The 24,334-nt window shown below is 43.5% G+C and carries 18 protein-coding genes; 4 read left to right on the top strand and 14 right to left on the bottom strand.

Annotation, left to right across the window (positions count from 1 at the left end):
• Positions 1 to 3 precede the first annotated feature (3 nt).
• Positions 4 to 3,018, top strand: coding sequence for a SusC/RagA family TonB-linked outer membrane protein (locus LJ707_RS07790; RefSeq protein WP_228950246.1), 3,015 nt, complete (start codon positions 4 to 6; stop codon positions 3,016 to 3,018).
• 24 nt (positions 3,019 to 3,042) lie between these two features.
• The gene (locus LJ707_RS07795; RefSeq protein ID WP_228950247.1) at positions 3,043 to 4,704 is read left to right on the top strand and encodes a RagB/SusD family nutrient uptake outer membrane protein; all 1,662 of its coding nucleotides are present in this window, start codon (positions 3,043 to 3,045) and stop codon (positions 4,702 to 4,704) included.
• Between the two features lie 35 nt (positions 4,705 to 4,739).
• On the opposite strand, the gene LJ707_RS07800 is transcribed toward LJ707_RS07795, so the two are convergent.
• From LJ707_RS07800 to LJ707_RS07865, 14 genes are all read right to left on the bottom strand, one after another.
• A complete protein-coding gene (locus tag LJ707_RS07800) occupies positions 4,740 to 6,839 on the bottom strand; it encodes a M48 family metallopeptidase (RefSeq protein ID WP_228950248.1) in 2,100 nt (699 codons plus the stop codon).
• A gap of 107 nt (positions 6,840 to 6,946) precedes the next feature.
• On the bottom strand, positions 6,947 to 7,936 hold the full coding sequence (mgrA, locus tag LJ707_RS07805) for an L-glyceraldehyde 3-phosphate reductase (protein ID WP_228950249.1): 990 nt from the start codon (positions 7,934 to 7,936) through the stop codon (positions 6,947 to 6,949).
• A gap of 69 nt (positions 7,937 to 8,005) precedes the next feature.
• Positions 8,006 to 9,301, bottom strand: coding sequence for a folylpolyglutamate synthase/dihydrofolate synthase family protein (locus tag LJ707_RS07810; protein ID WP_228950250.1), 1,296 nt, complete (start codon positions 9,299 to 9,301; stop codon positions 8,006 to 8,008).
• Between the two features lie 107 nt (positions 9,302 to 9,408).
• Entirely contained in the window at positions 9,409 to 10,218 is an 810-nt protein-coding gene (locus LJ707_RS07815) for an energy transducer TonB (RefSeq protein ID WP_228950251.1), read from the bottom strand.
• Between the two features lie 150 nt (positions 10,219 to 10,368).
• Entirely contained in the window at positions 10,369 to 10,770 is a 402-nt protein-coding gene (locus LJ707_RS07820) for a biopolymer transporter ExbD (protein ID WP_194101102.1), read from the bottom strand.
• Positions 10,767 to 11,471 (bottom strand): MotA/TolQ/ExbB proton channel family protein, encoded by a 705-nt coding sequence (locus LJ707_RS07825; RefSeq protein WP_228950252.1) that lies wholly within the window; start codon positions 11,469 to 11,471, stop codon positions 10,767 to 10,769. The genes LJ707_RS07820 and LJ707_RS07825 overlap by 4 nt, the downstream gene beginning before the upstream one ends.
• Positions 11,468 to 12,754 (bottom strand): SPOR domain-containing protein, encoded by a 1,287-nt coding sequence (locus LJ707_RS07830; protein ID WP_228950253.1) that lies wholly within the window; start codon positions 12,752 to 12,754, stop codon positions 11,468 to 11,470. The genes LJ707_RS07825 and LJ707_RS07830 overlap by 4 nt, the downstream gene beginning before the upstream one ends.
• A gap of 21 nt (positions 12,755 to 12,775) precedes the next feature.
• The gene (locus LJ707_RS07835) at positions 12,776 to 14,581 is read right to left on the bottom strand and encodes a TonB-dependent receptor (protein ID WP_228950254.1); all 1,806 of its coding nucleotides are present in this window, start codon (positions 14,579 to 14,581) and stop codon (positions 12,776 to 12,778) included.
• Between the two features lie 34 nt (positions 14,582 to 14,615).
• A complete protein-coding gene (locus LJ707_RS07840) occupies positions 14,616 to 17,711 on the bottom strand; it encodes a tetratricopeptide repeat protein (RefSeq protein ID WP_228950255.1) in 3,096 nt (1,031 codons plus the stop codon).
• A gap of 146 nt (positions 17,712 to 17,857) precedes the next feature.
• Positions 17,858 to 18,226 (bottom strand): PleD family two-component system response regulator, encoded by a 369-nt coding sequence (locus LJ707_RS07845; RefSeq protein ID WP_228950256.1) that lies wholly within the window; start codon positions 18,224 to 18,226, stop codon positions 17,858 to 17,860.
• A gap of 845 nt (positions 18,227 to 19,071) precedes the next feature.
• Positions 19,072 to 19,425: a PleD family two-component system response regulator gene (locus tag LJ707_RS07850; RefSeq protein WP_228950257.1), complete on the bottom strand. Its 354-nt coding sequence runs from the start codon at positions 19,423 to 19,425 to the stop codon at positions 19,072 to 19,074.
• Between the two features lie 254 nt (positions 19,426 to 19,679).
• Positions 19,680 to 20,897, bottom strand: a complete 1,218-nt coding sequence (locus tag LJ707_RS07855; protein ID WP_228950258.1) for a BamA/TamA family outer membrane protein — start codon at positions 20,895 to 20,897, stop codon at positions 19,680 to 19,682.
• 112 nt (positions 20,898 to 21,009) lie between these two features.
• Complete coding sequence (locus LJ707_RS07860; protein ID WP_228950259.1) at positions 21,010 to 21,309, bottom strand: YMGG-like glycine zipper-containing protein; 300 nt, start codon at positions 21,307 to 21,309, stop codon at positions 21,010 to 21,012.
• A gap of 55 nt (positions 21,310 to 21,364) precedes the next feature.
• Complete coding sequence (locus tag LJ707_RS07865; RefSeq protein ID WP_228950260.1) at positions 21,365 to 22,339, bottom strand: GlxA family transcriptional regulator; 975 nt, start codon at positions 22,337 to 22,339, stop codon at positions 21,365 to 21,367.
• 144 nt (positions 22,340 to 22,483) lie between these two features.
• On the opposite strand from LJ707_RS07865, the gene LJ707_RS07870 reads away from it, so the two are divergent.
• On the top strand, positions 22,484 to 22,918 hold the full coding sequence (locus LJ707_RS07870; protein ID WP_228950261.1) for a nuclear transport factor 2 family protein: 435 nt from the start codon (positions 22,484 to 22,486) through the stop codon (positions 22,916 to 22,918).
• A 100-nt stretch (positions 22,919 to 23,018) separates the two neighbouring features.
• Positions 23,019 to 24,248 (top strand): multidrug effflux MFS transporter, encoded by a 1,230-nt coding sequence (locus tag LJ707_RS07875; protein WP_228950262.1) that lies wholly within the window; start codon positions 23,019 to 23,021, stop codon positions 24,246 to 24,248.
• Positions 24,249 to 24,334 lie beyond the last annotated feature (86 nt).

The following is a 24,334-nucleotide window of genomic DNA, read 5'->3' on the forward strand; positions in this document are numbered from 1 at the left end:
TTTATGAAAGCCAGTTCCAACCAGGCGGGAGTACATCCGCATGTAAAAAAGTGTACGTCTGATCAGGGGCCACCTCTGAAAAAAGCCACAATTTTTTTAGCTGTATTATTTAGTTGTTTGTTTTCGATCCAGGCCTTCGCACAAAAAAAGGTAACGGGTACTGTATTTGACAAGCAAAAGCTTCCGTTGCCGGGTGCAACCATTAAAATCAAAGGATCAACAACTGCTGTAGCTACCGATATGGATGGTAAATTCAATATTACCGTTCCGGGTGATAACGCTATCCTTACTGTATCATCTATCGGTTTTACCTCTAAAGATGTACCTGTAGGTACACAAACAAACATCAATGTAACACTGCTTGAAGAATCGCGCGGATTGAATACCGTAGTTGTGGTAGGTTACGGCGCGCAAAAGAAAGGAGAGATCACCTCAGCAACAGGTCACGCTGATACTTCTGACTTTAGGCAGAGCGGTGCCCGTAACCCGCTTGATTTGATTCAGGGTAAAATTGCCGGTTTACAGATCAGTCGCTCAGGCAGTAACCCTAACACGGGTACAAGTATACAACTGCGTGGTGTTACAACGTTAACCGGCAGTGCATCGCCTTTGGTAGTAATTGATGGTATACCGGGTGGTAACCTCGATCTGCTGCAACAAGATGATATCGCCTCTATAGACGTATTGAAAGACGGTTCGGGCGCGGCTATTTATGGTACCAGTGCTAACGCCGGTGTAATTTTAGTAACCACTAAAAAAGGGAAAGAGGGGCCGCCGCAATTCAGCTACTCAAGCTATTATCGTAAAGAGTATCTGGCACGAATTCCTGATTTTATGGATGCCGACCAATTTAGAGCCCGTTTAGCTTCAGGAGAGTTACGCGGTACTGACTATGGCCATTCAAATGATTTTTTTGACCAGTTAGTTAATCATGGTAACCTGTCTCAAAATCACAACCTTGCCCTAACCGGAGGTACCAGTAAAACCAGTTACCGTGCAAGTTTAAACTACCGTGATCTTCAGGGTTTTGCCAAGGAGAACGGTCGTAAGGAATACTCGGTTAGGTTAAGTGTTAACCAAAAGGGGTTAAATGATAAACTGAATATGCAGGTTAATTTAGCCGGCAATTTTGGCAAACTAAATTTGTTGGGTGGCAGCGGTTGGGAAGACCAACTGATACGCAATCCAACATTATCAAATTATAATGATGACGGAACTTTTTACTTTGAAAGAACAAGTACTAACCAATTTGCCCGTTTACAGCAGGAAACCAATAAAAGGCAGCAATCTACCATATCTGCAGATGGTAAGGCAGAATATGAGTTTATACCTGGTTTAAAGGGTTCGGTGTTCGGTTCAGTACAGCGTAACAACTATATTGACGGCTTATACCGAAGCATATACGGCGAGTTTTCACTTGAAAATGATATTTACCGCGGTGGTGGTTATGCTGAACGTACTACCCAATTAAACTTGAATTATGCTTTTGAGCCAACCATTCAATATAACAAGGTAATAGCCGATGATCATAACCTGACCGCTATATTGGGTTACAGTTATCGTTATAACGTTAATGAAGGGTTTTCGGCAGGTAACTATGGTTTCCTGAACGATCGTTTTATGGAAAATAACCTGGGGGCAGGTAACCAGTTGCAAACAGGTAAGGCGGTGATGTCGAGCTTTAAAAATGATGATAAGCTAATAGCATTCTTTGGTCGTGTAAATTATGCTTATAAAGACAAGTATTTGTTACAGTTAACCTTACGTCGTGAGGGTTCATCGCGTTTTGGCGCAAATAATAAATGGGGTTACTTCCCTGCGGCATCTGCAGGCTGGACCATAAGCCAGGAAGATTTTATGAAGGATGTTAACTTTGTAAATAACCTGAAACTCCGTGTTGGTTATGGTGTTACCGGTAACTCAGGCTTCTCAAACTACGCATCTCTTGTAACATTGGGTACAGGTGGTATCTATCTGTATCCTGACGGGCAATACCGGGAAACCTACGGCCCTGACCGTAATCCGAACCCGAATTTGCGTTATGAAAAGAAAAAGGAGCTTAATATTGGTGCTGACTTCACCTTGTTCAACAACCGTATAACCGGTGCTATTGATGTATTTCAACGTAAAACACAGGATCTGTTAGATACTTATACCACACCGCAGCCACCTTATGTACGTAACAACATATATGCAAATGTTGGTACCATCTCAGCAAAAGGTATTGAGATTGCGGTAAGCTTTGCTGCCATTAAGCATAAAGGCTTTACCTGGAATATGGACCTGGCCGCAAGTACTACCAAAAACACGTTAGACTCATACTCTGATGATATATTCAAAGTACAGTTGCGCACATTTGGAGATATTGGCGGTGCCGGTGCTTTAGGTAACGCTATACGTACATACGAGGGCGGGCCGCTCGGCGAATTTTGGGGTAAACGCTTTGCCGGATTTACCGAGGATGGTAAATGGTTGTTTTACACCCGAAATGGTGAAAAGGTAAGTAATGATAAGATCAATAACTCTGAGTTTAAAGATCAAACCGACCTTGCACCAATTGGTAATGCTATACCTAAATACTATGCCTCGTGGACAAATAACTTTAAATACAAAAACTTCGATCTGCGTTTGTTCTTCAGAGGTAAATTTGATTTTGATATCCTAAATACCACTGCTATAGCTTATGGCAATAAGGTATCTGGCACAAATTTGCTTAATGATGCCTTTACTAAGTATGCGGAGATCAATGATACTTACATGTATTCAGATTATTACCTGGAGAATGGCTCCTTCCTTAAACTGGATGAGGTGACATTTGGCTATAACTTTAAAATCAGAAACAAGACCATCCGTAATCTTCGTGCTTACGTAACAGGCCAAAACCTGCTTACAATAACCAGCTATAGCGGTAACGACCCTGATTTTGTGCCTGATACCGGCCTCGGCCCGGGAATTGATGGCCGTGGCCCTTATCCAAGCACACGTTCATTTTTATTAGGTATCAGCCTTGGATTTTAATAACCTCAATTCGCAAAAAAAGTCATGAAGATAAAAAATAACATATTAAAAATAGCCGTAGCCGGAACCATGCTTTTATCATTGGATGCATGTACCAAGCTCGACGAAACTACATATGATACGCTTAGAAGCGATCAGTTTTATACCAATAAAAACGAGATTATCTCGGCCGTATTAAGGCCGTATACCCATGCCAATGCCTGGGCAACACCATCGGGCCAGGATGGCTGGTGGAGGCCAAGTGAACTTTCAGCCGATCAATTGGCATGGCCAACCAAAGGTCGCCATGGAGAGGATGGTGGTAAATGGAAAAGATTGCACTACCATACCTGGACCGTAGATGAAGGAGGGTTAAACAATGCCTGGAGTTTGATGTATTGGGGTATAGGTTTATGTAATGTGCCAATTCAAAATATTGAAAAGCAGGATGCCGCTGCAATAGGCCTCACTGATGCTGAAAAAAACTCGTATATAGCTGAACTTAAATTACTGCGGGCCTATCATTACCTAAAATTGATGGATTTGTTTGGTAACATACCTATAGTTACCGAAAGTCCGTCAGAACCTATACCGGTTGAGCAGTATCCTGCAAATTCAACTCGTAAAGAGGTGTTTGATTTTGTAGAAAAAGAAATTCTGGACAACATCGATCAGGCGCCTAAATTATCAAAAGGAATGTTGGGCCGTATGAGCCAGGCCGGCGGTTATGCCATGCTGGTTGAGCTTTATTTAAATGCCGAAGTATGGTCGGGAACTCCGAGGTGGGATGATTGTATTGCTGCGGCTGATAAGCTTATTAACAATCAGGCAGGTGGCCTGAATGGGGCAATGATGCTTGATTCCAATATTAACGACGCTTTTAAACCTAATAATGATCTTTCAAAAGAAAGTATATTTTCTATAGCTTATGAATTTAAGATGGCTAATTTCCAACCATCATGGACAGGCGAGTTTTATCACTTTAACCAGGATTTGATTTATGGTGGCAGCCGTACCGGTAACGATGGTGTTGTGCTTGTGCCGGGTGTTTATACTACCTTTGATAATGCCGATAAACGTAAATCAGAGTGGTTGCTTGAAGGCCCAATGGTTCGTTTTGATAATGGTAAACCTGTTATTGCAACCGGTGGTAATGAGTACGATGGCCAACAACTGGTATTTGTTGATAACATCAGGAGGAATAAACTGGGTGAAACCACATCAAACATGAGTAATGGTGAAGAAAATAGTGGTGTCCGTTTTAATAAATATAAATTAGGCAATCAGGTACCAAGCGAAAGTGGCATACCTGCTGACCCTAATTATAATAATACGGATTGGAACCTGTATCGTTTAAGCTGGATATATTTTGCTAAAGCTGAAGCCATTATGCGTAAAAATGGTGGTGTTGCCGATGGTGTTGCCGTTCAATTAGTTAATGATTGTAAAAAACGTGCATATGCCACTGCTGATTGGGCAGATAATGCTTATACTACGGCAACATTAACACTAAATGAGCTGCTGGCTGAACGCGGCCGTGAGTTTATATTTGAAGGCTTCCGTAGGGATGACCTGATACGTTTTGGCAAATTCACAACAGCAAGCTGGTGGGATCATACACCAAGTGCCACATTCCGCAACCTGTTTGCTATACCACAGCAGCAGGTTATATTAAACCCGCAGTTGAAACAAAACGCAGGGTATTAATAGCATACTAAAATATCTATAACAAAAAAGCAGGCTTATATGCCTGCTTTTTTGTTGAATATGGTAAGCTGAAGTTCAAGAAGTTGCTTTTTTAACTTAAATGTGCGTTCGTTCACAATACTGAGATAGCTTCCGAGGGCTTCTTCAAGTACGGCAATGGCTTCATTATCATAGTTTGGATGCACAAAGTAAGTCCAGGTGTTTGAAAGGTATTTATCAACCGCTTCGGCTTGTTCAGTGTCTGTAACTGTTTTGTAATTGTCATCCGCCCTTATCTCCTGCAAACGTGTTTTTAAACGTTTCTCAACCTGGTATAATTGCTTTACTGCTTTCTCTATTTCAAAATAGGGCATGGTATTAAACAACGGTGAAAGGGCTGCCCACACATTGTTGTATATTTCGTAATCGCCGCTATCCTGTTGCTGGTAATTAAACAAATGGGTATAATCATTTTGTAATTTATGCCTTTGTTCGGTATTGGCATTTATGTAAGCGGTTATAAATAATTGCTTGTCCAGTTCTTTCACCTGGTCTTCGGCATCCTGCAGCTCCTGCGTAAGCAATTCTTTTATTGCGGCTGCTTCACTGTTGTTATACTTTGTTCCTTTAAAATCAAATGTCTTTATACTGCTCTCAATGCGATTGTCAATAATAGCATCAAGCTTGTCAATATCATCGCCAAGCGAAAGGATACGTTTCGGCAGGTTGCTCTTTTCGTCAGTAAAAATATGCTTAAAAGTAAGCGTATCGATACCCTGTGCGCGTTGTACAGCTTCGTCAATATCAAAACTATTTACCAGGCGGCTGTTGTAATAGCCACGATATTCCGGGTGATAGTTATTTTCATTTATCTGCTTATAATATTGTGTTTTAAAGGTGGTAAAGTCAACCTTTTCAAATTCATCGCTATCGGTTATTACAGCATACATCTTATCCGTAAATTTACCCTGTAGTTCTTGCGCACAGTTAAACAATGTCCAGGCGCTATCCGCCTCAACCGGTTGTTGAATATTGAGTATTTCAAGGGCATTTTCACGGTCCTTGCTTGCCGGATGCGATGCCCACTGATCTTCTATTACCACGTGTTCATTATCAAGTACGGCTATACGATGGTTTACAACGGGCAGTCCGTTGGCATCAGTTGTAAGCTGGTTCAGTTCTGAAAAGTATCTGATGATCTCGCTGTGCTGCGGGTAAAAGTTATCGGCGCGCTTTTTGTTCTTTACTTCAACATTCCAATAGTTTAATATAGTGTTGTAACACATGTTGCCAATATCAAGTCGCCTTGATGCGGTGATGGCATTGTTTGAACCGGCAACATATGCTGATATAGCATCGGCATGAAACTCCATTTGCCGCGAAAGGCCCATATGGTTCTTGTTTAAAAACACGTATACCTTTTGCAGTATGTATTGTATGCCTTTGATGATCTGAACATTCAGCCAGGCTGTGCCTCTTAAAAATGAGTGAAAGCTCGCCCATCTGTCAATAATACGCTCATAGCTATCGTTATCATACAGCATATTGTATATTACTTTGTTCATGTTATATACATAACTGCCAAACTTCATGCTGCGTTGCGAAAAGTGCCCAAATTCATGTGCTAATACGGCCCTGAATTCCGATCTGTTAAGGCTGTTCACCAGGCCTAAACCAATGGTCAGGTTTTTTTTAACAGGCAAAAACATGCTCCAAAAGTTAGAATTGTAATTTACATACGCGTTCACTTCGGGCGAGAGATAAATATGTTTAGGGAATGCTGTACCGGTTTCATTGGTTAACTGCCTGATAAACTTAAACAGTTCAGGCTGATCAGCCTCAAATATCTCAAATTGCTCACCGGTGTTTTCCTTATTGCGTTTAAAAATGAATTTAATAACAAAGTAAACCAGCATTAAGCCCGAAAATATCAGCCCTGCGCCGAACACGAATGTTATCCAATGCGCTTTTAACGCGATGATGCCCACGCCCAGCGCGCCAAATATAATGGCGCAAACAATAGCACCTAATAATAGCAGTAAATAAACAATAATAAAAAGCAGTATGGCATTTACTGAACGAGTGATCTGTTGCCTGAAAGCTTTTGAGGGTTGGATAACTGACCTGTCCGGTTTAGCGTTTTGTGTGGTATTCATGAAATAAAGTAAAGGTTATTACCGCCGTTAAATTAGGGAGTTTTCGGCTAATAAAAAGCAAAGGCCATGTAATTATTACATGGCCTTTCCATTAATTTATCAGGTAACTACTTCAAAATATCTTCAATCCTCGTAAGTTCTTCAGTTGAGAATTGAACGTTATCAAGCGCTTTCAATGAGTCAGCCAGTTGTTCGGGTTTGCTGGCACCTATCAGTACCGAGGTTATCCGTTCGTCCTTTAATAACCAGGCAAGGGCCATTTGTGCCAGGCTTTGGTTTCGTTGTACGGCAATATCATTCAGTTGTTTTATCTGGCTGATGCGTGCCTCGGTAACCTGATCCTTCTGTAAAAAACCGGTTGACTTTGCCGCACGCGAATCCTCCGGTATACCGTTCAGGTATTTGTTGGTAAGCAGGCCCTGCGCCAATGGCGAGAAGGGGATACAGCCTACGCCGTTATCTTCCAGTACTTCCAGCAAGCCACCTTCAACCCAACGCTCAAACATGGAGTATTTAGGCTGGTGGATAAGGCATGGTGTGCCAAGTTGTTTTAATATTTTGATGGCTTCTTCGGCCTTGTCTGCCGGGTAGTTGGATATACCGGCGTATAAGGCCTTGCCCTGGCGCACGATCAGGTCAAGCGCCTGCATAGTTTCTTCAAGCGGCGTATCAGGATCGGGGCGATGGTGGTAAAAGATATCCACATAATCAAGCTCCATGCGTTTCAGGCTTTGATCCAGGCTGGCTACCAGGTATTTTTTTGAACCCCAGTCGCCATAAGGGCCATCCCACATGGTGTAACCGGCCTTGCTTGAGATGATCATTTCGTCACGATAACCACGGAAATCCGCTTTCAATATCTTCCCAAAATTCTCCTCGGCCGATCCCGGGGGCGGGCCGTAGTTGTTGGCAAGGTCAAAATGGGTTATTCCGCTGTCAAATGCCAGGTGCAGTATTTTTTGGTAGTTATCGTAAACATCTACATGGCCAAAGTTATGCCATAGGCCTAATGATATGGCCGGTAACTTAATACCGCTTTTACCGCAGCGGCGGTATTGCATATTCTGGTATCTGTTATTTGCAGGTTGATATGTCATTCTGTTTAATGAGTTGGTTGGCGGTAAAAATAAGTTTTTACGGCATTCCCTCATGTAAAAAAATGAGTGCTATTCAACTATTTCGGCAACCACAAAGGTGCTGCCCCCGGCAAATACCAGGTCATGATCTTCTGCAGCCATCTGCGCGGCATTAAGTGCTGTTTTTACAGATGGGTAAGTGCCTCCCTTTAAGCCAAATTTGTTAGCGGTAAACTGTAATTCATCCGCAGTAAGTCCCCGCGGAATGTCAGGCTTGCAGAAATAGTATATAGCATCCTTCGGCAGCATAGCCAGTACCTTGCTGATGTCCTTATCATTCACCATACCTATCACAAAGTGAAGCTGTTTGTAGTGTATAGTGGCTATGTTTTTCAATACTTCGGCTATACCATCGGGGTTATGGCCTGTATCGCAAATGGTGAGCGGTGAGGTACTGAGCACTTCCCAACGGCCATGCAAGCCGGTGAGCAATTTTACCTGTTTAAGTGCTTGTTGTATATGTTCGTCGGTAATGGTATAGCCTTGCGCCCGCAATTGTTCTACAGCCTCTAAAACACCTTTTATGTTTTTTTGCTGATAGGTGCCTGTAAGGTCGATATCCAAGGTGTAGGTTTTGCTGCTATTACGGGCAATAACATTTTTATGGATCAATGTATCATCCTGTAATGCCGCCATCTCTACCTGCCAGGTATCTAAGGCAAAGGTAATAGGGGCATTCAGCTCATTAGCTTTATTTACAAATACATCAGCAACTTCATCCTGACGTTCGCTCACTATCACCGGTATGTCCGTTTTAATGATACCGGCTTTTTCTCTGGCTATCTCGGGCAGGGTATTGCCCAGCATGTTCATGTGGTCCCAGCCGATGTTGGTGATGAGGGATAGCAGGGGAGTGATTACATTTGTTGAATCGAGCCTGCCGCCCAGGCCAACCTCAACAATGGCTATATCTACTTGCTCTTTAGCGAAAATATCAAAAGCTAAAGCCACTGTCATCTCAAAGAATGAGGGTTGTATGCGCTCAAAGTCGGCCTTATAATTCTCAACAAAATCAATCACCGTTTGCTCGGCTATCATTTGTCCGTTAATGCGGATACGCTCCCTGAAATCTTTTAAGTGAGGGGAGGTGTACAGCCCGGTTTTATAGCCTGCGGTTTGCAATATGGCGGCCAGCATGTGCGATGTGGAGCCCTTGCCATTGGTACCGGCTATGTGTACACTTTTGAATTTTTTATGCGGGTTGCCCAGCAGAGTGCAAAGGGCAATAGTGTTATCCAGATTATTTTTTATGGCCGATGCCCCGATGCGCGTAAACATAGGCAACTGGCTGAATAGATAATCGAGAGTTTCAGCGTAAGTAGTCATTTGTCAATTGTCATTAGGCATTCGTCATTAGGTTGAACACTTATTTTAAAGTAACTGATGACCAATTACCCTATCAAATGACTAATGCCCAATGCCTAATGACTATCTTATTTCGCTTTAAATACAAATACCTGGGTATACTTGCGGCCATCTGAAGCGCTTGATGATGGTGTTACTTTCGCGTTACGTACAGCCTGTATACATTTTTCAACTAAAGGTCCGTCAATAAGTTGCGATCCTCTACCCACACCTGCACTAACCACATTACCATTGTTATCAACTTCAAACTCAATAACCACTTTGCCATTGTAACGATTGCCTACATCAGGTTTGGCAGGAGCTCTGTCCCAACCGGGTGCTGATGTAGCACCGCCGCCACCGCCTGAGCCTGTGCCATCATAACTGTTGGTAAGCGTGGTACCGGTGGTTTTGCCCTGATTGCCCGGCGTACTGCCTGTACCATCGCCGCTGCCGGTGCCATTATTGGTTTTGCCCTTAAATAAGGCATTTTGGTTTACCACCGGTTTTGTTTCGGTTTTATTGGGCTTGGTGGCTACTGTTGGGCTTGGTGTTTTAGTGTTGGCCGCTACTTCGGGCGCGTCCTCGTTATTTTGGGTAACAACATTCTTGTCGCTGTTATCGGCCTGTACCTTTTCTTCGGTTGGTGGTTCAGGCGTAACTTTGTCGGGGCGGGTGTTGTTGGCCTTTTCGGCTACTGATGGTTCTTCCATGCTCATGTAAGCATCGCCCATACCTTCATCAACAGTACCATAGTTTACTAAAATACCCCCCGTGCCATCGGCTTGCTTGGGCAGCGAGTGCAGCACTATAAAGTAGCTCAGTGCAAGCACCACAGCCAGTATAATGCCTGTTGCCAGGAACGCCTTGGGATAATTATTTTCTTCGCGGTAATCCATTTTTTGATTTCGGATTTCGGATTTTCAATTTCGAATTTATTTTCAGTTTGCAGTTTCCGGTTGCCAGTTATCAGTTCGCGGTTTTCAGTTCTCAGTGTGCAGTAATATTTGCCAACTGCAAACGGCCCACTGCAAACCGAGCAAACTGAACTATCCTTTCTTCTCCGTTGCTAATACCAGTTTAATGTTCAGCTTTTGCGCTATATCCATTACCTGCACCACATCCTGTATGGCTACGGTACGGTCAACGTATAAAACTATGGTCAATTCTGTTGCCAAACTTTTATAACCGCCCAGCGTAGCTTCCAGTTGATCAACAGGGGTTTCCTTTTTATCAACGTAATATTTTAAGTCTTTGGTTACCGATACCGTAATGGTTTTTTTAGAAACCGATTGGCCTGATGATGATTTTGGCAGCATCAGCTTGATTACGTTAGGGTTGGTAACTGTTGACGCGATGAGGAAGAACAGCAGCAGGAAGAACATGATGTCGTTCAGCGCTGAGGTATGCACCTCGGCCGTTACGCGTCCGTGTCTTTTTCTCAGGTTCATTTGCTCGGTTCTTCTAACAGGTCAATAAATTCAATAGCATCGGTTTCCAGTTTTAGGATCACCTTGTCAACCATCATATTCAAAATATGGTGACAAACGTAAGCTACGATACCCACAAACAAACCAGCCGCCGAGGTTACCATCTTTACGTACAAACCGCCTGATATTACACCCATGCTGATGTTATCAGTTTTTGAGATGTTATAGAATATCTGGATAACACCCGCGATTGTACCAAGGAAACCAAACATGGGCGCTATACCGGCTACAATGCCGATGATGCCGATGTTTTTTTCAAGTTTTGATACCTCCAGCTTGCCAACGTTCTCAATAGCGCCTTCAATATCTTTTATAGGGCGACCGATACGCAACAACCCTTTTTGCAGCATACGGCCAAGCGGTGTATTGCTGTTGCGGCATATAGCCACGGCTGATTGCAGGTTGCCCGACATGATGCTGGCACGTACCTGCGCCATAAGGCTCGATTCATCCTTAGCGGCTTTACGTATTGTAAAATATCTTTCAAAAAATATAACCAGGCCCAATACAGCTAAAATACCAATGGGAATCATTACCCAGCCGCCTTTCAATATCAGGTCGCCAAAACGCAAATCATCTGCCGGTACGGTTGGTACCGCCGCGTTGTTCACTGTGTCAGCCATTTGTGCAGCCGTATCTGCAATCTGTAGTAATAGTGTCATCGTTTTTTAGTGATTTCCAGGGTGTATGCATCTTCCCTGAGCTTTTTTGATTGTATGAGTTTATTTTTTTCTTTTAGTGCTTCAGTTAGTGTTTTGTAAGTGCCAACTACAACTTTACGCTTTTTTCCATATCCGGGCTCAGCCAAAATATGAGCTTCAACACCTATTTTTTTATAGTTGATTATACATCTTTCAGCTTCCTCAACAGTAGCGAACGACCCACCGATAATTACCGTGTAAGGGTAGCTCATTGCCGGGGCGGTGTTTATTGCAGTTGTTGATACCGGTTTAGCTTTTTCAATTACCGGTTTATCGGCCTTGGTTGCTTCCGGTTGCTTATCAGTTCCCGCCTGCGGATTGATCAAGGTTGTTTTTACCGTATCGTTCAGGCTCATGTTTGCCTGGGCTTCCGGCTGTGCTACGGTATCAGCAGCATTGCTTTTTACCGTTGTTGTTTCAGGCTCCTGTGTTACTGTATCAACCTCATTGGCCGGTGTATCAACAGGCGATAATACCGCCGCCTCCCTGTTGTTGCCCATGCCCAGCAGCCCGGGGTTATACATGTACAAACCAATACCTGCTATAGCTAACAAAGCAATTACTATAGCTGTAATTACCCAAACGTTTAAACCGCGTTTTTCGTCTTCAACAAATTCAGCCTCCGGGTTTTCAACCACAGGGGGAGTATATTGCATTGATGGCTGTGGCTCGGGTGTAACAATAACCGGTGGTAAAATTGGTTCAGGTGTTACTGCTGCCATCACAGTTGCCTGTGGCTGTTCAACAACCGTTGTGGTTGCTGGCACCTCCGGCTCCACAATAACCGGTAGGGGAGGTGTTAATATAACCGTTGTTGTTTTAATTACCTGCTGCCCTTTTTTAGGCAGATCAAGCGCCGGTAAACCAAAATAAGCATTGCTGCCTGCCGCTTCGCCGGTGTTTTTAAAAACTATCCGGGTACCATCATTACGCAGCCAGCCTTTATCGCCAACGGCAAAATCACGAATGGCGGTTTCCTGCACAACATCATTCACATAGCGGTCAACAAAATACCTTGCTGATGCCATCGAGATATTCTTTTTTTGCGAGATGAACCCGGCAAAATCATCATTACCCGTTGCCGGCTGCTGCTCAAACTCCAGCTTTTGGGCCGGCGGATATATGCGTGCCTCATCAGCCTTGTATGCGGCATTTATCCGTGTATAGAAGAAACGCCCCAAGCCCGGTATACTTACCTCGCCACGCTGCCCAAGTAAATCAATTAAGTAGTAGGCTAAGTCCATTCCCGTAAAAGTACAAAAAAACTAAAACGCGTAACCTACGCCGCCAAAAATATTAAACCCGTAATTGTTATAGTACAAATAGGTAGGGTTTGAATTATTAAGGATGTTGTTTACCTGCACAAATATGGACAGTTGCTTGGTTGCCTTGTATTCGGCACCGCCGTTAAGGTCAACGTACGATTTAATCTCGACAGCACGGGGCTCAGTGAACGTAGTGCTCAGCGGATCAAAAATCCTGTCGTAAGCATTACCGCGTACCAACAACGAGCCGTTAATGTTAACCTTATCGCTTATGCGGATAATGGTGCCGGCGGTAAGTTTAAATTTAGGCAGGTTCCAGGCTTGCTCCTCGGTATCCATCTTATAATCCTTAAACTCGGCACGGCCAAATATGTTCAGGTCATCAGTGGCCTTAAAATCCAGCTCGCCGGTAAAGCCGCTAACGGTGGCGGTGCCGTCATCATAAATTACAGCGAATTTATTGTTGGTGCTGTTGGTGTTAAAGTTGGCAATGTACAGCGGCATATCCTTAACCCTGTTACGGAAGAAGGTAGCCTTAAAGCCCAAACCCGGTGCCAGTGTGCCTTTTAAACCGGCGCTAAGCGCTAAACGGTCGGCAGAGTTTTTAAGGGTGATGTTTTCGGCTATGAAAGGGTTAGCTTCGGCAAAATCGCGTATGGAAGCCTTGTTGATATCGCCCTTTGCCTCGGCAAACAAGCGTACATATTTCGGTATAACCTGGAACTCCAGCTTAGCTGCCGGGAAGATGGAGAAACGGCTGCTCAAGCCAAATTCCTTGGTGATGTTCACGCCCGCGTCTATCTTATATTTTTCGCCCTGAAATTTGATGTATGGGTTAAGGCGAATGATGCTGTTGCTGTAAGAGTACAAGCTATCCTTTTGCGTACCCAAATCAAGGGATGCGGCTAAACCTGCATAAAACTGCTTAACGGTTTGGTTTACAAAACCTGATAGCACCAGGTTATTTTCTTTAGCGTTGAATGAGTTGTTAAACACATACCCATTTAATTTAAGCGCGTAGGTAAAATCGTTCTCTACATCGCGGTAGTTTTTGGCCAGCTCACCTTCGGCAGACAGGGTATTGAACGCCTGCTTTTGCGGATTAAATTCCGGCAGCGGCGGCTCAATATCGCGGTTGTAGCCATAAAAATTTACGCCGCGGCGTTTGTAGTTAATGGTACCCCGCAGCGTATGCTCGTCGGTAATGCTTTTACCAAATACGCCCAACTCGTTGCGGCTCTCATTTTGCTTATTGAATGATGATGAACCTTGCGAAAAGTGTTTAACGTAACCCCCAACCTGCAAAGCCTCATCGGCACCGTTTGAGAAATAACCCTCGCCAAAAGTAGTTTTCATGCTGCCCAAACCGCCTTTAACATAGTTATTGGTTGGTATCGAATCGCGTTCAGGCGGGCGTTTCATGGCCTCAAGCTGCTGTATCTCGTTGTCCTTTGTGAGGCGCTTGTCTACCGAACTATAGGTCAGCGGCGCTTTAAAAGGTGTTTTATCTTCCAGGTCCGGGTTCCTGCGAATCTTCACCGCGTCAGCCAGTACCGGTTTGTATGATGTGGTCACTACGATCTCCTCAGATATAGCGCCGGCTTCGTTAGGGTTTTGCCCTGCTTTTTTCGTAGTATCCTGCGTGGTTTTCGAGGCAGCGTCACCCAGTTTTTTGGCATTGTTTTGTGATGCCGGGGTGTTTGTTTTTTGCCCTTTTTTGGTAGTGCTCTTAACCTGCGCTGTTGCCGGTACAAAGTAGCAGGCCGTTAACGCGGTGAACAATATATAGGTGTATTTTAATTTCATGTGTCTTTGCTCTTTGGTTCGTTGAATGCTCCTGTTATTGCTGGGTGGTGTCCTGCACGGCAGTACCGGTACTGTCGGTCTGCGTAGTTTCAGGTGTTATCTTGATACCTTTAAGTTTAGCCAGTTTTTGTTTTGCTTCGGGCAGTATATCATCCTTGGCACTGTAATTATCAATAATACTTTGCAGGGTGGCCGTTGCCTGGAAATTATCCTTCAGTTTGATATAGTTATCAGCCAGTAGTATAAATGTTTTGGCCGACCAATACTCGTAGTTCTGGAAATCCTTGGCTATTTCAAAACATGTTTTTTGTGATGCCTTGTATTTGCCCTGATTGTACTCAATTAACGCGATGTTGTATTTAGCCTCGGCTGCCGCAACGGTTTTAGTATTGCTCAGGGTGTAGTTAAACTCCTTAATGGCAGCTTCGGTATTGCCCAGTTCAAGGTTAGCTTTACCTGCATACAAGCCCGTGCGGAACTTATCTTCCTGGCCTGTTTTTTCGTTAGCACGAACAATGGCTACATATTTCAACACATCGTCAGACATCTGCATCTGATCGTAGCAGTAAAGCAGCGTGTTAACCGCGTAGGTATAATCGGCCTTGTACTCTGAGTTTGTTTCCAAACGTTTCAGGAAAACCACAGCATCGTTATACTTTTTTTGCGATATATATAGCTTGGCCATGCTGATCAGCGATTTCTCGGTATAAGCGCTTGTCCAGTCGTTCAGGATAAAATTGTAGTCAACCACGGCTTCCTGTGTACGGCCCAGGTTGGTAAGGCCCTGCGCGCGTAGATAACGTGCCTGCTTATCATAGATCTGCTTGGTCGGGAATTTATCGAGGTAGGCATTTACCGCGTTCACGGTACCCTGCCAGTCGCCTTTAAGATAAAGGTTGTTGGCGGCGGTAATCATGATGCTTTCCTGCTCGGCAGTAGTATAGTTGCCGATAGGGGTAGTGCCAGCATAGTTAATGAAAGTTTGCGCGTCGCCTTTATCGGTGTAGATCTTTTCAACCTGTTTAAGCGCCTGCTTGGCCTCATCGCTTGATGGGTAGTCAGACACTACCTTTTTGAATGATTCAACTGCCGCGTCATCCTGGTTGCCATTATAATCGATCAAACCAATGGTAACAATGGCACGCGGTACATAGCTGCTGCGCGGATATTTTTGGATCATGGCCTGCAGGTCAGTTTTCGCACGCGGTCCGTCATTCTTTAAAAAGTAGGTGTAGGCTATCTCAAATGAGGCATCATCGGCGTAATCAGAGTTAGGGAACTGCTGCAATACATCATTCAGCGTTGATATTTTAGCATCATAATTACCCTGTAAGCCCTGTATTACCCCACGCTGAAACAAAGCATAATCCTCGCCCTTGGTTTTTTGTGATATAATGCGGTTATAATACTCCAGCGCCTTGCCATAGCTCTTCATTACAAAGTAACTGTCGCCAATACGGGTAGTGGCATCATTAACTGTGTTCGGGTCTTTTTCGGTACCCTGTAAAAAGCGCTCAAAGTATTTGGCTGCTTTGCCGTACTGATCGTCATAAAAGGCGGCATAGGCAAGGGCGTAGTTAGCATAGTTGCTCAGGTTGGTTTGTTTAGCCTCCGGCATAGCCAAAAACTTCTCGAAGTTCTCAACCGACTCGCCATACTTGCGCACCTCGTACATGGCCTCGGCCATCCAGTAAGTGGTAAGCGCTTCGATCTGCGGATCAACCGGCGCGGTAAGTGAGCGTAAAAACACACCAATGGCATTCTCAAACGCGCGCTCGTTATAAAACTCCAAACCGCGATAATAGGTTACTTTTTGGTAAGCCGTACGCGCGCTTATTGATTTGTTCGGGATAGGCTCCAATATCTCTACCGCCTCGCGATAATTGCGGGCGTTCAGCAATACTTCGCCCAATAAAATCTTTACCTCTTCGGTACGGGCCGAGCGCGGGTAGTTTTTCAGGTAACTGCGCGTAGCTTCGAGGGCCGCAGTATTAAAATCAAGCTCGTAGGATAGCTTTGCGTAGTTGAACAAGGCATCTTCCTGTATCTGCTTGTCAAAATCAAGCTTTGAGGCGGTTTGGTAAGCAGCGCGTGCGCCTTGTTTATTGTTTTGTTTTAAAAAGATATCGCCCAGCGTGTAGTTACCGCTTTGGCTGTAAGTATCATTTTGCCCAACCAGTTTTTTAAGTTCGGTAGCGGCTTTGTTAAGGTTGCCTGTTTTGTAATGGGCATAACCTATCTGATAGCTGTCCTGCGTGTTTTGGGTTTTGTTCTGGTCGCGATCCTGGAAACGGTTATAATAACTTACCGCCTGTGGGTAATTGGCCTTGGCAAAGTACGATGCCGCTATAATGCGCAGCATTTCGGTTTCGTTTTGCTGCTTGGTGTTGTTTACAATAGGTACGGCATAGCTCAGTACATCATCATAGCGTTTATCTAAAAAGTAAACGGCTGTAATATAGTATGGATAGCTGGCCTCATATTTTTTTGAATTTTTTAATTTTTCAAAATTGGATAGTGCAAGGTGATAATCCTTATTAAGATACGCGATGTAGGCAAAATAGTACGTAGCATCCTCAGTATAGGCCGAACGTTTGTTCTTTACATCAGCAAACAGCTTTTGGGCATTCACATTATCGCCGGTAGCAAAATAGGCGTAGCCCTTACGAAATTTGTACTCGGTGTTTTCACGGCCGGTTAATTCGCCCGACTCAACTTTGTTGAACCATTCAAGCGCCTCTTTATACTTGCCTTGTTTAAAATACGATTTACCTACCTGGAAATAAGCCAATTTGGATAGCGGATTCTCCGGGTGCTCTTTAATAAATCGCTGAAACATGCTCTCGGCATCATCACTGCCTGATTCAAGTGCGCAAAGGGCTTCGTAATAATGTGAGTTTTCTTTAATAAGTGATATTTCAGACTCAAAGCCCGGCTGGTTGCCGGTGCGGATCTTTGAGGCTTCCACAAGCTTGAATTGCTCAGCAGCGGCAACATATTTACCCTTGTCCAAAAGGTCAAGCGCGGTATGGTATGTTTTATAAATATGGAACGACGGATTTTGCTGAGCCTGGGCTTGTGATACTAATAATACTGCTGCGGGCAGTACAATATATTTAAGTTTTATCATACGGTGCGTACTTACGGTTGCGCTAAAATAGCTAAACGGCAAAGATGCAATCCACCTTAGTATTTAACAAGTGTGGAAAACAATTTTTTAACGCAAGTATAGTAAGTATGTTATAGATGTTGAAAAATATAGCCTTTGAAAAGTGTTTAAGCGGCTATATGTGATTGTACGGTATCAACCAAATCATCAATATCAAAAGGTTTTGCAATAAAGGCATTGGGTGCACCTTTTTTATGCTGAGCAATACTTTCGGCCATGTTGTGGCTTGCGGAAATAAGCACTACCGGTATGTTACTGGTTTCGGGTAGGTTTTTAACCTGCTCACAAAGTTCGCGCCCGTCAAGGTCTCCAAGCATTATATCCAACAAGATCAGGTCGGGGTTTATTTCCTTTATTTTTTCAAACAAATTATGCCCGTTGGTTAGGGTTTCAACTTCGTAACCACAATCTTCAAGTATCAGCTCAATTATTTCTAATATATCCCTGTTGTCATCAACAGCCAGTATCCGTCTCATAAATTTGTTCCCTGCAATCCTTTATCTCTTGCTTTCACTTATTTATAACAAATCCTGTACCAAATTATTTATTAGCAATTGTTTATAAGCATGGTGGCACAATATTATATGGCACCCTTATCTCGTGATTTAAAAATGTAGTATGAGCGTTGGCACCGCGCGCAAAAGTATTTTTTAAAAGGTTTGATCATTGAAAAAAGCCGTTCAAAAAAATTACGATGTTGCTGAAAATGAAATATCTGGCCGCAGGTGTTACAGCGGTACTCTTTTTTAGATTTATATGTATTATCCAAGAAATTCAGATTTAGTGCATTGTAAAAATGCTAAATCACCTTGGATAAATCATACAAATAGCGTAAAAAATTAATATTAATTTAATATAAATATTATTGGTTTAATATCCTTGCATATTAGTTAATCCACACGTAGCTTTTTTTGCTGCAGCGGTAACACATATAACGCTTAATTGGCAACCAGAACAGAAAATTCTTGACGAAGAAACCCCGGTGTACACGATCGCCCGAAAGCTCGCTATGGCAATGAGGGCATACAAAGGTTTTTTTATGCGGATGGCTTAATGCCTCATTAACTTGTTTTTCCATTATAAATACAATTTGAGGGGTAATACTTGTATTATTTTGCAGATACTCAAATATACAATTTTGTAATTGTATTAATAATAGTAACAAGTTATTAAATTGTTTATTGCAGAGGTTGATGTAGAATTTGAAATATGTTAATTAAAAAGGTATTTTAACTAAATATTCTCAAATTGAGTAAGGGCTGTTGCTGTAGAAATATGATATTGGCAAAAAAAGAAATGGGGTGACAGGCAGATGGATATATCAGATCAGGTTGTTCACTTTATCAACCAATTCGCCAAGGTCAAAAGGCTTGTTAATAATAGCGTCACAGCCATAAGCGTTCAATTCGCCGCTGCTGTTTATGTATGCCGAAAATATGATCACAGGGATGCCGCCGTATTCGGGATGGGTTTTGATCTGTTGGCATATTTCACCACCATTCATGCCTGACACACGATAATCAAGGATCACTAAATGTGGTTTAAAATCTTGTATAAGTGGCAAAACATCTTCTCCCTCTGCCGTACCCTTAACCTCGAATTGCTCGTACGACAAGGTTTCCTGAACAATTTCCAGAATGTCCTCGTTGTCGTCTAATACTAATATGCGTTTCAAATTTTATTTTTTACTGCTGAATTTCCAAAAGACTGTATGTGTAGCAGGATATCGTTAAATAGTTCGCAACGGCTAAATCAATCGGTTCTTTTATGCTGCAAAAATAATAAAATTTATTTAACCGCTCCTTAACCGGGCAATACACTCATAAAATGAATTTCATATTATAAATATACAATTGTTCGTTATTGGGTATATGGATAATTTATTAGTTAAACATATAATTATTACTATAAATTTCCGTATCAATAAATTTAGAATGCCTCACCCAAATTAAGCATTATGGTTGAAAAGCCCTTGCTTAAACCGTAATCAACCCCTATGTTGGTGCCTGAGTTTTTATTGAACTTTACACGCAGCCCGCCACCTGCCGCCGGATGCCAGTATTCAAAACTACGTGTGTTTTGCTGGGTAACCGAGTTAACGCTGGCAAACAGCACATACCCCAGTAAGCCATTTCGGGTAATATCGCGCCGGTATTCGCCCTCAAAATAAAAAAGCGCGTCGCCGCGATAGCGGTTCTGCTCAATACCACGGCCAGACCGATTGTAAGGGTCCCAGCCAATACTTGGTAAATTAAGGTAAGGGGTGCCGGGTGTCAGGGTTGTCCAGTAATAAGTCCACAAGGCCAGTACATTTTTTTTACGCGAACCGTGAGATAGGGAAATGTACTTACGCATATCAAAGTATAACGATTGCCAATGGTTGTTACTGCCAAATACAGGGCTGCTAAACCTGTATACCAGGTTGGCGTAACAACCCGGCAGCGGGTTTATTGAGTTATTGCGGGTATCATACAGTAAGTTAATGCTTGGGCCTGATGAAAAAGAATTCTTGCTGTCCTCAGTGCCCGAATCATAGCCTGTAAAATTTCTTAACGCGTTGGTTTTGTTGGTTTCAATATTAATGTAGTAATCAAGATTATAGCCTATCCCAGCGAAAAAATAGGGTTTTATTTGTTTGAGTGCGCTCTGGTAAAAGCGGAAGTACCGGTAATCCAGCAGCAGTTTATTGTTGTTATCTCTGCCGCCGCCAATGCCCCAGGTATATTGGGGGTATTTAAGTACGCGGGTATCACCCATAATGTTCCATGAGTTATTTTTTAGCCAAACATTTGAGCGTATAGGCAAACCATACCTGCCCTTAAAATTGAAATAGGGCGCGAATGTAACGCTTGATATATAGGTTGTGCTGCGCTCGCCCATGTAAAAGCCGGCGGTGGTTGAGGTAAACAGCGCCTTGCCGCCACCCGGTACAGCGGTTGATACGGGCAGAAAAGAAAAATAGAGTTCCTTATCCTCTTCGGCCTCTACCTTTTTAGGTTTTATGTTGAAGAGTTCTTTACCAATATCTATCAGGTCACGCTGGCCTTCGGTATTAATCACTGCGGCGGTATCTTTATACATGCGTGGCTGGGCCAGCACACAGCATGGCACAAGCATGGCAATAAATACGGCTAACAGTTTGGTCATGTAATATGCTGAACGGAAATATACTAAAAAGCGTTACTACTAACGGTAAATTTTTTATACAAAACAGCCCCGCTATTAATATAACGGAGCTGTTTTTCTTTGTGATTAACAATTACTTGTTTTTAGCAGCACTATCTCTCTTGGCCTGTGCTTTTTTCTCTTTGCTTTTTTGCTTTTCATTGCCGATGATGTAGCCACCACCAGCACCCAGCGCACCGCCAATAAGGGCGCCTTTTACATCACCGCCGATAAGGCCACCGGCCACGGCACCACCGGCACCGCCGATAATTGCGCCTTTACCCTGCGAACTCATTTTCTTTTTTTTGGTAGTGTCCTGCTGCGCATGCGCGGCATCGCCTGCCGATATAATGGTAGCCATCGCCAGGCTTAAACATATTGCTAACTTTTTCATAGGTATTACTGTTTGTTAGCCTGGTAAAGCAAATAGTAAGCCAAGTTGCCTTAACTTAATTAGTACGGATGATATTGAACTTATCACGATACTCCTTTGGTGTAAGGCCAACGCCCTTTTTAAATAACTGCCTGAATGATTTTACATCATTGTAGCCTGAGTTGTACATCACTTCGGATATGCTTTGGTTGGTTTTTTCAAGCAGTTTTTTAGCCCCTTCAAGCCTGGTGCGTTGCAGGTACTCAATGGGGGTTATGCCGGTGGCGTGTTTAAAGCGGCGCACAAAGTTACGCCGGCTTGATGGTATATCGCCAATGATCTCCTCAATGGTGGCTGATTTGTTATACTGCTCTTCCATCCGTTGCTGGGCAGTGGCTATCAATGTGTCGGTATGATCTTTAGTAGGTAAAAATGTGGCAAAATAGTTTTGCCTGTCCCTATCCATATCAATAGCAAATAATTTGGCAATTTGCACGGCTACCTCACGGCTGCAATATTTCTCTACCAGATATAACAGCAGGTGAAAGGTATTGGTAGCCCCGCCGCTGGTATAAATACCACTGTCATGCGTAACCACTTCTTCGGGCTGTACATCAATCTGCGGAAAATTGCGGGCAAGATCGTAAGTGGCCAAAACATGTGTAGTAGCTTTTTTGCCGTTAAGCAAACCTGTGGCTGCCAGCAGGAAAGCGCCTGTGCAAAAACTGGCCACCTCGGCACCCTGGTGGTATTGCTTCATTATCCAGGGTATAAGCTCGAGGTTTGCGTTAATGTTATCCTTAATGTCCCCATCGTCTGATTTAAATGCCGGTATCAGTATCAGTTTGGCATTGGCGGCATCTTTAACGCGCAGGGTGTTGTACTTGTTATGTATCACGTTTTCGGTATCGTGACTAACCAGTTGTATATCAAAAGCGGCGTTTTCACCCCGGCGGAGCAATGCTGAATTTACGCTTTCAAATACATCTAAAATGGCGGCTATGCTCAGGGGGCGGCATTGGCGCGTGTACATTACAGTTACAGGTATCATGTTAATAATTGGTGATTGTATGCTAATTTATAAATAATATGTCCTATATGCACCCTCAGCATAACTTTTTATCGCCTTATTATTAACAACATAGCGTTGTATTTAGTATCATTGAATAACGCTTGGCTCATTAACCGTAAAACTATGAAAGCAAAATATCTTATCACTATTGCAACAGTAGCCACACTTAGTGCCTGCATTAAAACCGATGATCGTGGCCAGGCTAATGCCGAAGCTGCAAAAAGCATGTTTACTGCATTTAACCGGCACGATTGGAAAGCCATGGCCGACCATTATGCCGATACCGCCAGTTTTTTAGACCCTGCGTTCGGCCCGGCATATGTTAAAAAAAACCGCGCCGAAACAGCAGCAAAGTATGCGGATATGCAGAAAATGTTTGCCGATATTAAGGATGATATTGATGCCATACACGCCACCGGCGATGTAGTGGTGGTGGAGTTTACATCAAGCGGAACACCTGCCGGAGGCCAAAAATGGCATTTGCCTATATGTTCAATACTTACCTTTAACAAGGACGGCAAAATTATTAAGGATGCTACTTATTACGATAATGAATAACCCTTTTGGTTGTAATTGTGGAATTTACATTCCGCTTATTATTTATTAAAAAGCTTACCGCATCTTTGCTGCCCCGATCAACACACCGGCTTATTACAGCATGACCAGACAACGATACATCTCCCTTATATTAATATTAGGTACGCTAACCGCTTTAGGTCCATTCTCTATTGATATGTATTTGCCCGGTTTTCCGGCTATTGCCAAATATATGCATACTGATGTGGCAGGTGTGGCACTATCGCTTTCGAGTTTTTTTATTGGGCTTGCCGCCGGGCAATTGCTATATGGGCCGCTGCTGGATAAATTCGGCCGCCGCAAACCTTTGTTGTTTGGGTTGAGCTTTTATATTGTAGCATCTGTGGGCTGTGCTATGGCAACATCATTAAACGCGCTCATTATATTGCGTATCATACAGGCTATAGGCAGTTGCGCGGCGGCGGTGGCATCAATGGCCATGGTGCGCGATCTGTTCCCGGTGAATGAAAATGCAAAGGTGTTTGCCTTGCTGATGCTGGTTGTAGGCGCATCGCCCATGGTGGCGCCAACTATAGGCGGGTATGTAACCGCGGGGCCGGGCTGGCAGTGGGTGTTTATTGTGCTGGCAGGTATGGCCGTGTTAATATTGCTGGCCGTTATATTTGTACTGCCCGATAGTTATCAGCCCGATCCAACCATCTCTTTAAAGCCCCGGCCTATTATTAATGGCTTTTTAAACGTGCTTAAAATACCGCAGTTTTATACCTATACGCTCACCGGCTCATTCGCATTTTCAGGGTTGTTTGCCTATGTGGCCGGTTCGCCGCTGGTATTTATGGAAGTATTTGGCGTAAGCGATACCGTTTACGGCTGGATCTTCGCAGGTCTGTCTGTCGGCTTCATCGGCTCAAGCCAGGTAAACAGCTTGCTGCTGCGCCGGTTTACCAGCGAACAGATAGTTAAAGTATCATTACCCGCACAGGCATTGGTAGGGGTATTGTTCCTGATCGGATCGTTATTGGGCGTATTAGGTTTTTGGGGTACTATCGTGATGATATTCCTGTTCCTGTGCTGCCTGGGCATGACAAACCCTAACGCCGCCGCCTTAACCTTGGCACCATTCTCTAAAAATGCAGGTACCGCCTCATCATTGTTCGGAGCAATTCAATTAGGTATTGGGGCCCTTGTATCAACCAGTGTAAGTTTGTTTGATAGCCTTTCGGTAGTGCCTTTAGCCGCCGTAATGTGTGTTACAGCGGTAATCGCCTTCATCATACTATTCACCAGCCTCCGTGTAAACCGCGGCAAATTCACCGGTGTAAGCGGAGAGGCTGCTGTTATGGTGCATTAGTCATTGGTTCATGGCCGGAGATTGGGTTAGTTCATAGTTTATAGATCATGGTTCATAGCCAGAGAGTGGAGGATATGAAATTATTT

Origin of the sequence: Mucilaginibacter sp. UR6-1 (assembly GCF_020880975.1) — a bacterium.
Lineage (GTDB): Bacteria > Bacteroidota > Bacteroidia > Sphingobacteriales > Sphingobacteriaceae > Mucilaginibacter.